Genomic DNA, 13,003 nt, shown 5'->3' on the forward strand with positions numbered 1-13,003 from the left:
GTCTCAGCCCTCGTTTTCGTCTTTGGATTTGCGTTGCCCCAATTTGCGCAGCGCGTCAACGAGAGTGCTGACTTTGCTGCCCTTTGACCCTTTGACTAGGACAACATCGCCACTATCGACGATACGGGATAGGTCTTTGACCAGCTTTTCCGGTTTTTCCACCCAATGACCGCGCTGTTCATCTGTCAGCGCGTCAAACAGGCTGCGCATGCGCGGGCCAACACAATGGACAACATCGATTTCACCCATCGACGGATCGTCCGCCAATGCCGCGTGCAGTTTCAACTCGTCCGACCCCAACTCTAGCATGTCGCCAAGAATCGCAATCCGACGGCCTTTGGAAATGCGGCCAATGCCGTGGCGCGGATCACGAGAGGCCAACACCTCTAGGCTCGCGGTCATGGACGTCGGGTTTGCATTGAATGCATCATCGATCAGATCAAAATATTCGCCGCTACGCGCGGCATCCAAATGGATTTCTTCGGCGGTACCGCGGCCTTCGGGCGGGGTCCACTGTCCGATATCCAGCATCGCGCGGACACGATCAGCCCCCAACGCGCCAACAACAGCAACAACGCCCATGGCGTTGGTGGCAAAATGGCGACCTTCGGTACCGACTTTTAAAATGATTGGCGTGCGCCACGCGCGGCCCTGCGCAACGGTTGCACCGCCGCGAATGCGTACATCCGTCAGGCGGTGGTGATTTGCAGGTATTTCGCCAAAAGTAATAATTTTTGCGCCATGCGCCACAGCCGCGGCACGCAAGATGGGCGTGGTGTCCAGATCGCCGTTAATCACCGCAACACCTTTGGGTTCCAGCCCATCGAAGATCGCCGCCTTTTCACGAGCGATACCGTTGATATCTTCGAACGCCTCTAGATGAGCGGCGGCAACGGTGGTGATCATCGCCACATGCGGACGCGCCATTTTTGCCAAAGGTGAAATTTCACCGGGGTGGTTCATACCGATTTCGATGACCGCATATTCGGTATCAGCAGGCATCCGCGCCAAAGTCAGCGGCACGCCCCAGTGGTTGTTATAGGATGCCTCTGCGGCGTGGGTTTTGCCTTGGGGCGATAACGCGTCACGCAACATTTCTTTGGTCGAGGTTTTGCCCACCGACCCCGTGATCGCAACGACGCGCGCCTTTGTTCTAGCGCGGGCGGCCATGCCCAATTTTTCCAACGCTGGCAGGACATCATCGACAATCAACAGCGGAGCGTCATCTGCAACCCCGTCAGGACGATGCGTGACCATTGCGGCAGCGGCCCCTTTTTCCAGCGCTTGGGCGACAAAATCATGGCCGTCGCGCGCGGCGGAAAGCGCGATAAACAAATCGCCCTTTTTGATTGTGCGCGTGTCGATCGACACACCATAAGCCGACCAATCATGTGTCGCGGTCCCGCCTGTTGCCTGCGCGGCATCGGCTGCTGTCCATAACGGCGTCATTAAATTTTTCCATCCAAAGCGAGAACGCATTGAGACGCGACCTCGACATCATCAAAATCCAGAATATCAGTGCCTATGATCTGGCCTGTTTCGTGCCCTTTGCCCGCGACCAGCAAAGCATCCCCAGGTTCCAACATATCTACCGCGCGCAAAATCGCCTCGGCGCGATCGCCAATGTTGTGGATGTCATGACTGCGCACGGATTCTGCGCCTTGCAAAACGGCATTGCGGATCGTCGCAGGGTCTTCCGATCGGGGATTATCGTCTGTGATAATAACGACATCGGCGTTTTCCGCAGCGGCCTGCCCCATCAACGGACGTTTGGTTGTGTCACGGTCACCGCCAGCCCCCACGATGGCAATGATGCGGCCGATCACATGCGGGCGGATGGCCTGCAGCGCCGTTTTCACAGCATCAGGCGTATGCGCATAATCAACGTAAACAGCGGCACCATTGTCACGCGTCGCGGCCAGCTGCATCCGTCCGCGCACAGTAGTCAGATGCGGCAAAACATCGAACACGTCATCAGGATCTGCGCCCGCGCCGATCACCAGACCCGCCGCCAGCATAACGTTTTCGGCCTGAAACCCGCCGATCAAATTCAGGCGGGTCAGATGCGTTTTGCCCTGCCACGCAAATCGTAGGTCCTGCCCTGTCGCGTCAAATCGTTGGGATAACAACTGTAGCCGCGCCAATGGCCCGCGCCCGACGCCCAAAATCTCTAACCCGCGCATTTCGCAGATTTCCATGACATCCACGCCTTTGGGATCATCAAGGTTGATGACCGCGACCGACTCTGGCGGGAGGACACGAGTAAACAGGCCCATTTTGGCGTTAAAATAGGCTTCGAATGTTTTGTGATAATCCAAATGGTCTTGTGTGAAATTGGTGAAACCACCAGCCGACAACACCACACCATCCAGACGTTTTTGATCCAAACCGTGACTGGATGCTTCCATGGCGACATGGGTCACACCGTTTTTCGCCGCCTCGGCCAGAACGCGTTGCAACGTAATTGGGTCAGGCGTGGTATGACGCAAAGGATGAGACCAGACACCTTCGACGCCAGTGGTGCCCAGATTGACCGCAGCCAAATCCAGTTCACCCCAAATCTGGCGACAGAATGTTGATACAGATGTTTTCCCGTTGGTGCCTGTGACCGCAACAGCCGTTTCAGGTTGCGGGCCGAAAAATAGCGCCGCGGCCCGCGATAAAGCCTGACGGGGGTCTTCGGTCAAAACGATGACCGTGCTGGTGCCTTCGGCGGCTTCTCGCGCACGCGCTTCGCCCGCGCGGTCCGTCAGAATCGCGGCAGCGCCATTCTCGACAGCCGTTTGCGCAAATTCGGCCCCGTGAACATTGCTGCCGGGCATTGCGCCAAACAGAAATCCGGGCATGACTTCGCGGCTATCTAGCGTAATACCCGTGATTTCCGTCTGAAATGCTGACTGCCCCGCAAGCCCAAGATCGGCCAAAGTTACCATAGCTATCGCAGCCCCCTATTAGTTGGCTTCTAGCGATACACCAGTAAGCTGAGGAGTTTCAACAATCGGACGCAGCCCCAACAAAGGCGCAACGCGGCGGATCATTTCGGCGGCCACAGGAACAGCGGTCCAACCTGCCGTGCGGCGCGGTTCGCTGCCGGATGTATCCTCGGGTTCGTCCAAAGTGACGATCAGCGCATATTGCGGGTTTGACGCAGGAAACACCGACGCGAAGGTCGCGATCACCTTGTCGTCGTAATATCCACCCTGCGGGCGCACCTTGTCTGCGGTGCCCGTTTTGCCTGCGACCTCGTATCCGGCAACTTCGCCAAAGGACGCGGTGCCGCGGGTCACAACCTGACGCAACATATCGACAGATGCCGCGGCAGCGGCTTCGGTCATGACGCGTTCGCCGGGTTGGTTGTTCGGGTCATGGATCAACGTTGGGGTCACCATGCGGCCGCCATTGCCCATCGCCGCATAGGCCACCGCCAAATGCAACGGAGACGCCGCAATACCGTGGCCATAGGAAATCGTCATCGTGTTCAGCATGGTCCAGTCGCGCGGATACTGCGGACGACCTGCTGATGCTTCGATCAGCTCAACCGGCGACATATCCAGAAAACCCAACTGGCGCATGTAGTCCTGCTGGCGTTCAGGGCCAATCATTTCAGCGATATGCGCTGTGCCGATGTTCGACGATTTGACGATCACATCGGTGACCGAATTTTCACGGCCATAATGATGGAAATCGTTGATGGTGTGGCCACCTGTGCGAATAGCAGGTGCCGTTTGGATCATCGTGTCTGGGTTCACCAGCCCCAAATCCATCGCCTGCGCGACGGCCAGAATTTTAAAGGTCGATCCCAATTCATACACGCCCTGAACCGCGCGGTTAAACAATGGGCTGTCCGATTGGTCACCTGTTGTCAAAACGGTTGGGCGGTCGTTTGGATCAAAGTCTGGCAACGATACCAAAGACAGAATTTCGCCAGTGTGCACGTCCATCAAAATGGCGGCGGCCCCTTTGGCGTTCATCAGGGTCATACCGCCAGCCAAAACACGTTCGGCTGCGGCCTGTACCGACAAATCGATCGACAATTGCAGCGGCGCGCCTTCGTTCGCGGGATCGCGCAGGAATTCGTCAAACACACGTTCAACGCCCGCAACACCGACGATTTCCGCCGATGCTACGCCTTCGCGGCCATAGCTGGCACCGCCCAAAATATGCGACGCGACAGGCCCGTTCGGATACAGACGCATTTCGCGCGGCCCAAACAGCAGGCCCGGTTCGCCGATGTCATGCACGGCTTGCATTTGTTCAGGGCTGATCTGACGACGCACCCACACAAAGGCGCGATCACCTGTGAAATCTTTGACCAGTCGTTCGTGATCCAGTTCAGGGAAAATTTCAGCCAGACGATCCGCTGCATTCACCGGATCAATCATGTCGCGCGGATGCGCATAGACCGAATAGGTGTCAAAGTTGGTCGCCAACACGCGGCCCTGACGGTCGGTGATATCAGCGCGGATCGACAGGATCGGATCACCGCCGCGCGACACCTGTGGTTCTTCGGGGGCTGTGGTCGCGATGCCCGCCATTTTGACCAAGATCGCAACAAAGGCACATAGAAAGAAGCCAGACAGAACAATCAGGCGGCTTTCTGCGCGAATCTTATCTGTGTCGCGAACGGCTTCGTTGCGGATGCGTTTATTTTCGGCCTCGATCACGTCTGGGTTTTGACCCAGTTGTCGGGCGTTCAGAATACGGGCCAGTGGACGCAGCGGCGTGCGGATCATGACTCGCCTCCGTCAGAGGACACTTCGATAATACGGCCCGTGACCGGCAATAAATCTTCGATCGGATAGGCGACTTGATCAACGCGGCCGAACCCATCGGGCATCAGCGGCAACAAACCCAAACGATCAAAATTCAGGTTCACCAGATCGCGCAAACGGTCAGGACGGTTCTGATAGGCCCATTCCGCGTTCAATGTCCGCAACCGCGCATTCGCCGTCGCGATATCACGGTTTAACTGACGCACGTGTTTGATTGAATCTTGGGTCTGGTAATTTTCCTGATAGGCCCAAAACGCGGACCCAATGACGGCCAAAGCGGCCAGAACATATAACAAACTACGCATTAACGTTCCCCTTTGAGCATCGGCATGCCCAATGATTTGCGATCTACGTTACCTGATGGCGCATCCGTGCGGCGGGCGACACGCAGCTTAGCCGAACGAGAGCGCGGATTATCCTCTAGCTCTTCGGCATCTGGGCCAATCGCCTTCTTCTCGACCATGTCGAACGCTGGTTTTTCGCGTTGCGTTTCAGGGGCATAGCGGTTCGCGTTCGCTGTACGACCCGACCGCGCCTGAAAAAACCGTTTGGTCATGCGGTCTTCGACGGAATGGAATGTCACAACGGCAAGCAATCCGCCCGGACGCAGGGCGCGTTCAGCGGCCATCAAACCTTCGGCCAGTTCGCCATATTCGTCGTTTACGGCGATGCGCAGCGCTTGGAATGTGCGGGTCGCGGGATGGCTTTGCCCCGGTTTTTGGCGCGGCAGGCAGGATTCAACAACCTTTGCCAGCTCCAAGGTCGTGGTCAAAGGACGCGCAGCAACGATCGCTTTGGCAATGCGGCGCGATGCGCGTTCTTCGCCGTATAGATAAATGATGCTGGCCAGATCGGCTTCGTCCATTTCGTTGCACAGATCGGCGGCGGAAGTGCCCGATTGGCTCATCCGCATGTCCAGCGGGCCGTCTTTCATAAACGAAAAACCGCGCTCGGCCTGATCCAACTGCATCGACGACACGCCCAAATCCAAAACGATTCCGTCCAGATCCGATGCGTATTGGTCCAATTTCGAAAACGTGCCCTGCACCATTTCGATGCGGTCACCGTATTCCCCGACCCAAGGCGCCGCCATTTCAAAGGCCAGCGGATCGCGATCAACACCGATCACTTTGTCCGCGCCCGCCTTTAGCAATTCGCGGGTATAGCCCCCTGCCCCAAACGTGCCGTCCAACCAAACACCCGAAACAGGAGAGACCGCCCGAATGAGCGGCCTGATCAAAACTGGAATATGTGGTTTACCCGGCGCTGACATCAGACACCGCCCAACAACGACAGCGGATCGAAATCATCGCCCATATCGCCCAACCAATCATCAATGTCCGCGTTAACGGTCGATTTAAAGATGTCGTCGTTCCACATTTCAAAATTGGAAATAAGGCCACGGAAATACACGTCGCCTTCTTCGATTTCCAATTTTTCGCGGATCGATTTGGGTAGAATCACGCGGCCGTCTTTGTCGGCCTCTAGGGTTTGCGACTGGGTCACATATAGATGTGCCATGCGTTTTTGATCCAACGCCTTTTCGCGCGGCATCGCATAGATATCGTCAACAATGCGCTGGTGTTCGTCCATGGTGTAGACCTGAACGTGACGCTTAAGATGTTGACCGTAAACAATTTTCATACGTGGATTCTGGCGGGATGCGGATTCTGGATCGCCAGCCAGCAGGACGCGACGGAAATCGGCGGGGATCGACATGCGTCCCTTTTTATCCACCTTCTGGAGGTGTTCGCCTTCAAACGCCTGAACCACTGTCCTGCGGTCCTTTCCCTGCCCCCGTTAAAACCAAGCCCCTGAAATGGGCACGGCGGATTGAACTGCTGCCACTGTTCAATCCGCCGCCACCGTCCCTTTCGGGCAAATCCAGCACCGCGCGCCACCTGGGGGGATGTCTGCTCGCTCGCGCGCCGGATGTTCTATCGAAAAAGCGTGTGCCTGTATGAAACCTGCAATTTCGCCTCTGGGCTCTTATTTAGTGCGGCCCTTGGTATTTTTATTCACGTCTCTTTCGATGGGATGAATATGCAGGACGATCTGGGCGCTGGCAACAACTTTTTGGAATCTCATGGAACCTTTTGGGGAATTCATGGACATCACGGTTCCATCACGGGGATTCACGGATAGAAACCAAACCGAAACCTTGATTAACCATCCCGATGCATCACTAGATGTAGTAAATAGGGTGTCAAAACCGCGGGGTTCCACAAGATTCAGTTTTTTTCCCAGTTTTTCCCTACAGCGCCCCAGCACCCCAAGATGTTCCCCAATCGTTCCTATAAATCACGGAAAATCACGGCGTAGTGATTCGGAGAGTCTCGGATTTTCCCACTCAGATTCCATGAGATTCCAGACTACTCATTCAGATACAGATTCTATGCAAACGAATAGCGCCGCCCAGATTTCTCTGAACGGCGCCATGAACCTAATGTTCGAAAAGTGTAATTTTAGACGATACCACCGTCGATAAACCGCTGGGCCAGATCGGCATAGGATTTCGCCATATCACTGTCACCCATCGCGATAGGCGTACCGCTATCGCCTGCCAATCGCGTATCCAAATCAATCGGCAAAGCCCCCAAGAACGGCAGGTCCAGCTCTTTTGCGGCATCAGCGACCCCGCCGTGACCAAAGATATGCGCCTCGTGTCCGCAATTCGGACAATGGAAGGTCGACATGTTTTCGACCAACCCCAAAACAGGCGTCTTTAGTGTCTTGAACATATCCAGTGCCTTGCGCGCATCTAATAGTGCAACGTCCTGCGGCGTGGACACGACGACCGCGCCCGACAGGTTGGTTTTCTGGCACAATGACAGCTGCACATCACCTGTTCCGGGCGGCAGGTCTATTAATAGGACATCCAATTCGCCCCACTCGACCTGCCCCAGCAACTGCTGCAGCGCCCCCATCAACATTGGGCCGCGCCAAATGACGGCTTTGTCCGGATCGACCATCAAACCCAAGGACATAATAGTGACCCCATGGGCATGCAGGGGTTCGATCATATCATTGCCGTTGGATTTAGGTTTTCCCGACACACCCATCATGCGCGGCTGGCTGGGACCATATAGGTCAGCATCCAGCAGCCCCACCTTTTTACCTTTGCGCGCCAATGCGACCGCCAAGTTGGACGAAACCGTCGATTTACCGACCCCACCTTTACCCGAACCAATAGCAATAATGCGTTTCACACCTGGGACAGACTGCGGACCAGCCTGCGGCGTCGGGTGTCGACCAACCTTTAGGCTGGGGGCTGGTTTTGACGGACCATGCGCCGTCAACACGGCAGATATAGGTATGGTCGTCTGCGCCTGCAGTGCGGCAACGGCCGCTTGGCGGACAGGCTCTAGCGCTTGCGCATCCTCGGGCGTAGCGGCTTCGATCACGAAACGGATTGCATCCGCATCGACTGTTAACGCTCGCACCAGGTCCGAATCTATCAACCCTTGTCCGCTGGGCGACTTCACCTGATTCAGAATCGCGCGAACATTTGCATTACTTAGGGTCATCCTGGCTCCTATTTTTCAAATCGCCCAAATCATGGGCGAAATCTGGTCCTGACCTAGCAAATCACAAGGTAAAGTTGCTGAACAGCACCCTTTGATACGCTTTTGCGACAATAGGTCAGCGTTTCGTATGCATTTGCTGCATGGCGGCAATGACGAAAACCCCAATTGTGCGATTGCAGCAAAAACATCAAATTGAACTCAACGGCAACACAGCCAACCCCGACACTGGGGCAAAGTTAAAGACTGCCACTAGGCAACGATACGAAGAGAGTTATGTAATGGCTTACGCACACGAAGTACGCAACGGTTTCGCAGGCACCGCAAACGCAGGTCTGGTCGCTAAACTGGCAGAACGTTTTGCACAGTACAAAACATACCGCGCAACAATCAACGAACTGTCGGACCTGACCGACCGTGAATTGGCTGATCTGGGCATCTCGCGTTCGATGATCAAACGCATCGCGATCGAAACCGCCTACGGCGCATAAGAATAGAAAACGAAGGTTCTTCTCCTCCTCCCTAGAACCTTCGCCCACGGTCCGCTCTCTCCTCCTCCCTGAGCTGGGCCGTACCAAAAGCGGCAGCACCTCTCCTCCTCCCTGGTGCTGCCGCATTGACATAACCGGTTTTGAACCTTCCTCCTCCTCCCTGAAGGTTCAGAAGCTAGCGGCGGGATCTCTCCTCCTCCCTGATCCCGCCGCATACAGAATTACGAGGCCCTCTCTCCTCCTCCCTGAGGGTCTTGTGACAGAAACGATCTGGTCTCTCCTCCTCCCTGACCACCTCGTTTCGCACATAGCGAATGCTCTCTCCTCCTCCCTGAGCGTTCGCACAAATAGCACGGCGGCACCCTCTCCTCCTCCCTGGGTGCCGCCGTTTGCTTTTTCTGGAAATGTAGATGTTAGGCGCGCAGGTCCTTGGGTGATCCCATGACCATATAGCTGGTGATCGACCGCACATGCGGGACGGTGCCCAATGTGTCTGTGTGGAATGCTTTGTAGGACGCCAGATCGGCGCATTCGACACGCAGCAGATATTCGAACGCGCCCGCCACATTGTGGCATTCGGTCACTTCGTCCGCGCGGTCCATCGCGCGTTCGAAATTCAGCTGCGCCTCTTTCGTGTGTTCGGACAGGCCGACCGTCACATAAACCACGAAACCACGCCCCATCTGAGCAGGGGCCAATTGCGCACGGTAGCCCGTGATCACCCCGCGCGATTCCAAATCCTGAACGCGGCGTAAACAGGCCGATGGCGACAACCCAACCTTTTCCGCCAAGGCAAGGTTGCTGATCCGCCCATCACGCGTTAGTTCGCGCAATATTTTTTGGTTTATCTGATCTTCTTTCGCCATTAGTTGCGAAATTTAGGCATTATACCACAACAAAGCAATCACATTGCGTGCATTTTGGGTCAATTATCGCGCCATGACGATAGAATTGATCCTTGCCCTTGTCGGCTTTGCCTTTGTTAGCTCGATCACTCCGGGCCCGAATAACATGATGCTCATGGCCTCTGGCGCCAATTTTGGCCTGCGCCGGTCCCTGCCCCATATGCTGGGTGTTGGGATCGGGCATTCGTTTATGATTCTAATCATCGGCGCGGGGCTGGTCACTTTGTTCGAACGGTTCCCCATGACTTTGGTCGCGATGAAATGGGGATCGGTGGCCTATCTGCTGTATCTATCGTGGAAAATCGCCAACGCCGCGCCGAAATCGCCCGATCTGGCGCAGCCCGAATCCAAACCATTCACGTTTTTTCAGGCCGCCGCGTTCCAATGGGTCAACCCAAAGGGCTGGTTCATGGCGTTAACCGCGATCAGCGCCTACACAGTGGATCAATCATTCACCCAAGTCGCATTGGTCGCGCTGATTTTCCTGCTGACCAACATGCCATCGATTTCCGTCTGGACGGTTTTGGGCCAACAAGCGCGCCGATTCCTGAACAGCCCCACCCGCCTGCGCGCATTCAACATCACGATGGCGGTGTTACTGGTGCTGACATTGGTCCCAATTTTCCGCGGACATTAAAACGGAACGTCATTGGCGTTTTCGGCGGGAACGATGAATTTGGCGACAACCTTTTTCGATCCCGCCTTGTCAAATTCGATCGCCAGCTTGTCGCCTTCGATCTCCATCACCTCGCCGTAGCCGAATTTTTGGTGGAACACGCGATCCCCGATGGTGAACGACGACGTCGCTGTTGCATCAATGGTCAGTCCCCGCGATTCATTCGGCTGCGCAAACCCACGTTTTTGCGACTGATTCTGCATCCGTTTCCAGCCAGGCGAGTTATAAACATCGGCCTTTTGCACGCGTTGTTCGATCGTGCTGGCCGATTTCATAGCATAGGCAGGCGACGCGGATGCGGACATACCCGCCGCGCCATATCCACCGCCGTACAATCCGGGCGGTGTCAGAACATCCACGTGCTCTTCGGGTAATTCGTCGATGAAACGGCTGGGTAGCTGGCTTTGCCATTGGCCATAAACGCGGCGGTTCGCGGTAAAGGAAATGGTGCAGATCTGTTCCGCACGGGTGATGCCGACATAGGCCAGACGGCGTTCTTCCTCTAATCCTTTGACGCCGCTTTCGTCCATGGATCGCTGCGACGGGAACAGGCCGTCCTCCCACCCTGGCAGGAACACGGCGGGGAATTCCAAACCTTTGGCCGCGTGCAAGGTCATGATGCTGACCTTTTCTTCGGCATCTTCGGAATCGTTGTCCATAATGAGGGCGATGTGTTCCAGAAAACCCTGAAGGTTATCAAAGTTTTCCAGCGCTTTGACCAATTCCTTGAGGTTTTCCAACCGCCCCGGAGCCTCGGGCGTTTTGTCGTTCTGCCACATGGTCGTGTAGCCAGATTCGTCCAGAATCATTTCGGCTAACTTGATATGGTCACCATTTAAGATGTCGAGATCACGCTCACAGATAGATAGCCTAGACTTAGCCGACGCAAGTTCTTGAATAGCTTCATTAAGAGCCTGGCTAGATTCTTCCACTCTCTCGACAGCGTCGGTCTCCGACTGAACTGCCGTTAAAGCACTTTGACAACTCATCACGTACGCTTCGGAGTCGAGAACCTCCAACTTGGCTTGTTGCACTCTGCCTTCCTGTTGGGAAATTTCATTTTCATCCAATGCGTAAACGACGAAATAATGCCAGCGGTCCAGCCCCTGAACCAATTCGCCCAGCGCCTTGCCGCCTTTACCTTTGATCAGGCCGGATTCGACGCACAAACGCGCGCCTTCGATCAATGATACGCCGTTGCTGCGGGCCATTTTCTGGATGGTCTGCACCGCTTTGTCACCCAGTCCGCGTTTCGGCGTATTCACGATGCGTTCGAACGCCAGATCATCGTCTTGCGATACGGCCAAACGGAAATAGGCCATGGCGTCGCGAATTTCCATCCGTTCGTAGAAACGGGGGCCGCCGATGACGCGATAGGGCAAGCCGATGGTCAGAAACCGGTCTTCAAAGCTGCGCATCTGATGGGACGCACGCACCAGAATCGCCATGCTATCCAGCGACATACGGTCGTTTCCGCGGGTGCCGCGCTGCATTGCCTCAATCTCTTCGCCGATCCAACGGGCTTCTTCTTCGCCATCCCAATGGCCGATCAGGCGGACTTTTTCGCCGTCTTGGCTTTCGGTCCATAGTGTTTTGCCCAAACGGCCTTTGTTCCCCGCGATCACCCCCGATGCAGCGGCAAGGATATGGTGGGTCGAACGATAGTTCTGTTCCAGCCTGACCACCTTGGCGCCTGGGAAATCCTTTTCGAACCGCAGGATGTTGCCGACCTCTGCCCCGCGCCAGCCATAGATGGATTGGTCATCATCGCCAACGCAGCAGATGTTTTTGTGGCCCGAAGCCAAAAGGCGCAGCCATAAATACTGCGCGACGTTGGTATCTTGATATTCGTCGACCAAAACGTAGCGAAACCAACGCTGATATTGCGCCAACACATCGGGGTGCTGTTGGAAAATCGTGACGACATGCAGCAGCAGATCGCCGAAATCCACGGCGTTTAGTTCCAACAAACGGCGCTGATATTGATCATACAGCTCAACCCCGCGCCCATCGAATGCGGACGCTTCAGAAGTTGGCACCTGATGCGGAGTCCACGCGCGGTTTTTCCAGTTATCGATGATCCCCGACAGCATCCGCGCGGGCCAACGTTTGACGTCCATCCCGTTCGCTTCGATCAGCTGTTTCATGAGGCGTATCTGATCGTCAGTGTCCAGAATCGTGAAATTGGATTTCAGGTGCAGCTGGGGGCGGCCCTCGATCACTTCGTTTCGATCTGACGCGCCGATCAATTCCGCATGGCGGCGCAGCAGTTTCACACAGATCGAATGGAACGTCCCCATCCAAGGCATGCCTTCGACAGTATCGCCCAACAAACGGCCAACGCGTTCTTTCATTTCGCGGGCGGCTTTGTTCGTGAATGTCACCGACAAGATTTCGTTTGGGCGCGCTTTGCCCATGACCAACAGATGCGCGATGCGCGTTGTCAGCGCCTTTGTTTTGCCCGTACCCGCGCCCGCCAACATCAAAACCGGACCATCCAACGCTTCGACCGCTTCGCGTTGAGCGGGGTTCAGATCATCCAAATAGGGTGTGGGGCGCGACGCCATCATAGCGCGCTGCGACAGGGACATTTCGGCCGCCTCAAAGGCGTCATCATCGGAATAGCTGGTCATGG

General features: G+C 55.7%; 11 protein-coding genes. 2 read left to right on the top strand and 9 right to left on the bottom strand.

Translation table 11 applies throughout. From position 1 onward, the window contains the following. Positions 1 to 3: 3 nt before the first annotated feature. The 7 genes from ACXAGA_RS01025 to ACXAGA_RS01055 all read right to left on the bottom strand — a co-directional run bounded on the left by ACXAGA_RS01025 (position 4) and on the right by ACXAGA_RS01055 (position 8,299). On the bottom strand, positions 4 to 1,449 hold the full coding sequence (locus ACXAGA_RS01025; protein ID WP_475115667.1) for a UDP-N-acetylmuramoyl-tripeptide--D-alanyl-D-alanine ligase: 1,446 nt from the start codon (positions 1,447 to 1,449) through the stop codon (positions 4 to 6). Continuing rightward, positions 1,449 to 2,933, bottom strand: a complete 1,485-nt coding sequence (locus tag ACXAGA_RS01030; RefSeq protein WP_475115668.1) for a UDP-N-acetylmuramoyl-L-alanyl-D-glutamate--2,6-diaminopimelate ligase — start codon at positions 2,931 to 2,933, stop codon at positions 1,449 to 1,451. Before ACXAGA_RS01030 ends, ACXAGA_RS01025 begins: the two co-directional genes overlap by 1 nt. Positions 2,934 to 2,951: 18 nt before the next feature. Continuing rightward, the gene (locus ACXAGA_RS01035) at positions 2,952 to 4,733 is read right to left on the bottom strand and encodes a peptidoglycan D,D-transpeptidase FtsI family protein (protein WP_475115669.1); all 1,782 of its coding nucleotides are present in this window, start codon (positions 4,731 to 4,733) and stop codon (positions 2,952 to 2,954) included. Further along, entirely contained in the window at positions 4,730 to 5,077 is a 348-nt protein-coding gene (gene ftsL / locus ACXAGA_RS01040; protein ID WP_475115670.1) for a cell division protein FtsL, read from the bottom strand. Before ftsL ends, ACXAGA_RS01035 begins: the two co-directional genes overlap by 4 nt. After that, positions 5,077 to 6,045, bottom strand: a complete 969-nt coding sequence (gene rsmH, locus ACXAGA_RS01045; RefSeq protein ID WP_475115671.1) for a 16S rRNA (cytosine(1402)-N(4))-methyltransferase RsmH — start codon at positions 6,043 to 6,045, stop codon at positions 5,077 to 5,079. Before rsmH ends, ftsL begins: the two co-directional genes overlap by 1 nt. Then, complete coding sequence (locus ACXAGA_RS01050) at positions 6,045 to 6,545, bottom strand: division/cell wall cluster transcriptional repressor MraZ (RefSeq protein WP_475115672.1); 501 nt, start codon at positions 6,543 to 6,545, stop codon at positions 6,045 to 6,047. The genes rsmH and ACXAGA_RS01050 overlap by 1 nt, the downstream gene beginning before the upstream one ends. A gap of 692 nt (positions 6,546 to 7,237) precedes the next feature. Then, positions 7,238 to 8,299: an Mrp/NBP35 family ATP-binding protein gene (locus ACXAGA_RS01055; RefSeq protein WP_475115673.1), complete on the bottom strand. Its 1,062-nt coding sequence runs from the start codon at positions 8,297 to 8,299 to the stop codon at positions 7,238 to 7,240. 278 nt (positions 8,300 to 8,577) lie between these two features. Between ACXAGA_RS01055 and ACXAGA_RS01060 the strand changes: the two genes are divergently transcribed. After that, positions 8,578 to 8,787, top strand: a complete 210-nt coding sequence (locus ACXAGA_RS01060; protein ID WP_475115674.1) for a DUF1127 domain-containing protein — start codon at positions 8,578 to 8,580, stop codon at positions 8,785 to 8,787. 413 nt (positions 8,788 to 9,200) lie between these two features. Here the strand turns inward: ACXAGA_RS01060 and ACXAGA_RS01065 are convergent, their stop codons facing one another. After that, a complete protein-coding gene (locus ACXAGA_RS01065; protein ID WP_475115675.1) occupies positions 9,201 to 9,653 on the bottom strand; it encodes an Lrp/AsnC family transcriptional regulator in 453 nt (150 codons plus the stop codon). Positions 9,654 to 9,726: 73 nt separating this feature from the next. Between ACXAGA_RS01065 and ACXAGA_RS01070 the strand changes: the two genes are divergently transcribed. Further along, positions 9,727 to 10,329 (top strand): LysE family translocator, encoded by a 603-nt coding sequence (locus ACXAGA_RS01070; RefSeq protein ID WP_475115676.1) that lies wholly within the window; start codon positions 9,727 to 9,729, stop codon positions 10,327 to 10,329. Here ACXAGA_RS01070 and ACXAGA_RS01075 read toward each other — a convergent pair. Continuing rightward, positions 10,326 to 13,001 carry an ATP-dependent helicase gene (locus ACXAGA_RS01075; protein ID WP_475115677.1) on the bottom strand — a complete coding sequence of 892 codons (2,676 nt, stop codon included), beginning with the start codon at positions 12,999 to 13,001 and terminating at the stop codon, positions 10,326 to 10,328. The two genes, ACXAGA_RS01070 and ACXAGA_RS01075, sit on opposite strands and share 4 nt — an antisense overlap. Positions 13,002 to 13,003: the final 2 nt, after the last annotated feature.

It is taken from the genome of Marivivens sp. ABH4_498, from assembly GCF_056160585.1.

Coding starts and splice junctions, on each gene's coding strand:
- ACXAGA_RS01025 (WP_475115667.1), bottom strand. CDS start 1,449: ATGACGCCGTTATGGACAGCAGCCGATGCCGCGCAGGCAACAGGCGGG.
- ACXAGA_RS01030 (WP_475115668.1), bottom strand. CDS start 2,933: ATGGTAACTTTGGCCGATCTTGGGCTTGCGGGGCAGTCAGCATTTCAG.
- ACXAGA_RS01035 (WP_475115669.1), bottom strand. CDS start 4,733: ATGATCCGCACGCCGCTGCGTCCACTGGCCCGTATTCTGAACGCCCGA.
- ftsL (WP_475115670.1), bottom strand. CDS start 5,077: ATGCGTAGTTTGTTATATGTTCTGGCCGCTTTGGCCGTCATTGGGTCC.
- rsmH (WP_475115671.1), bottom strand. CDS start 6,045: ATGTCAGCGCCGGGTAAACCACATATTCCAGTTTTGATCAGGCCGCTC.
- ACXAGA_RS01055 (WP_475115673.1), bottom strand. CDS start 8,299: ATGACCCTAAGTAATGCAAATGTTCGCGCGATTCTGAATCAGGTGAAG.
- ACXAGA_RS01060 (WP_475115674.1), top strand. CDS start 8,578: ATGGCTTACGCACACGAAGTACGCAACGGTTTCGCAGGCACCGCAAAC.
- ACXAGA_RS01065 (WP_475115675.1), bottom strand. CDS start 9,653: ATGGCGAAAGAAGATCAGATAAACCAAAAAATATTGCGCGAACTAACG.
- ACXAGA_RS01070 (WP_475115676.1), top strand. CDS start 9,727: ATGACGATAGAATTGATCCTTGCCCTTGTCGGCTTTGCCTTTGTTAGC.
- ACXAGA_RS01075 (WP_475115677.1), bottom strand. CDS start 13,001: ATGACCAGCTATTCCGATGATGACGCCTTTGAGGCGGCCGAAATGTCC.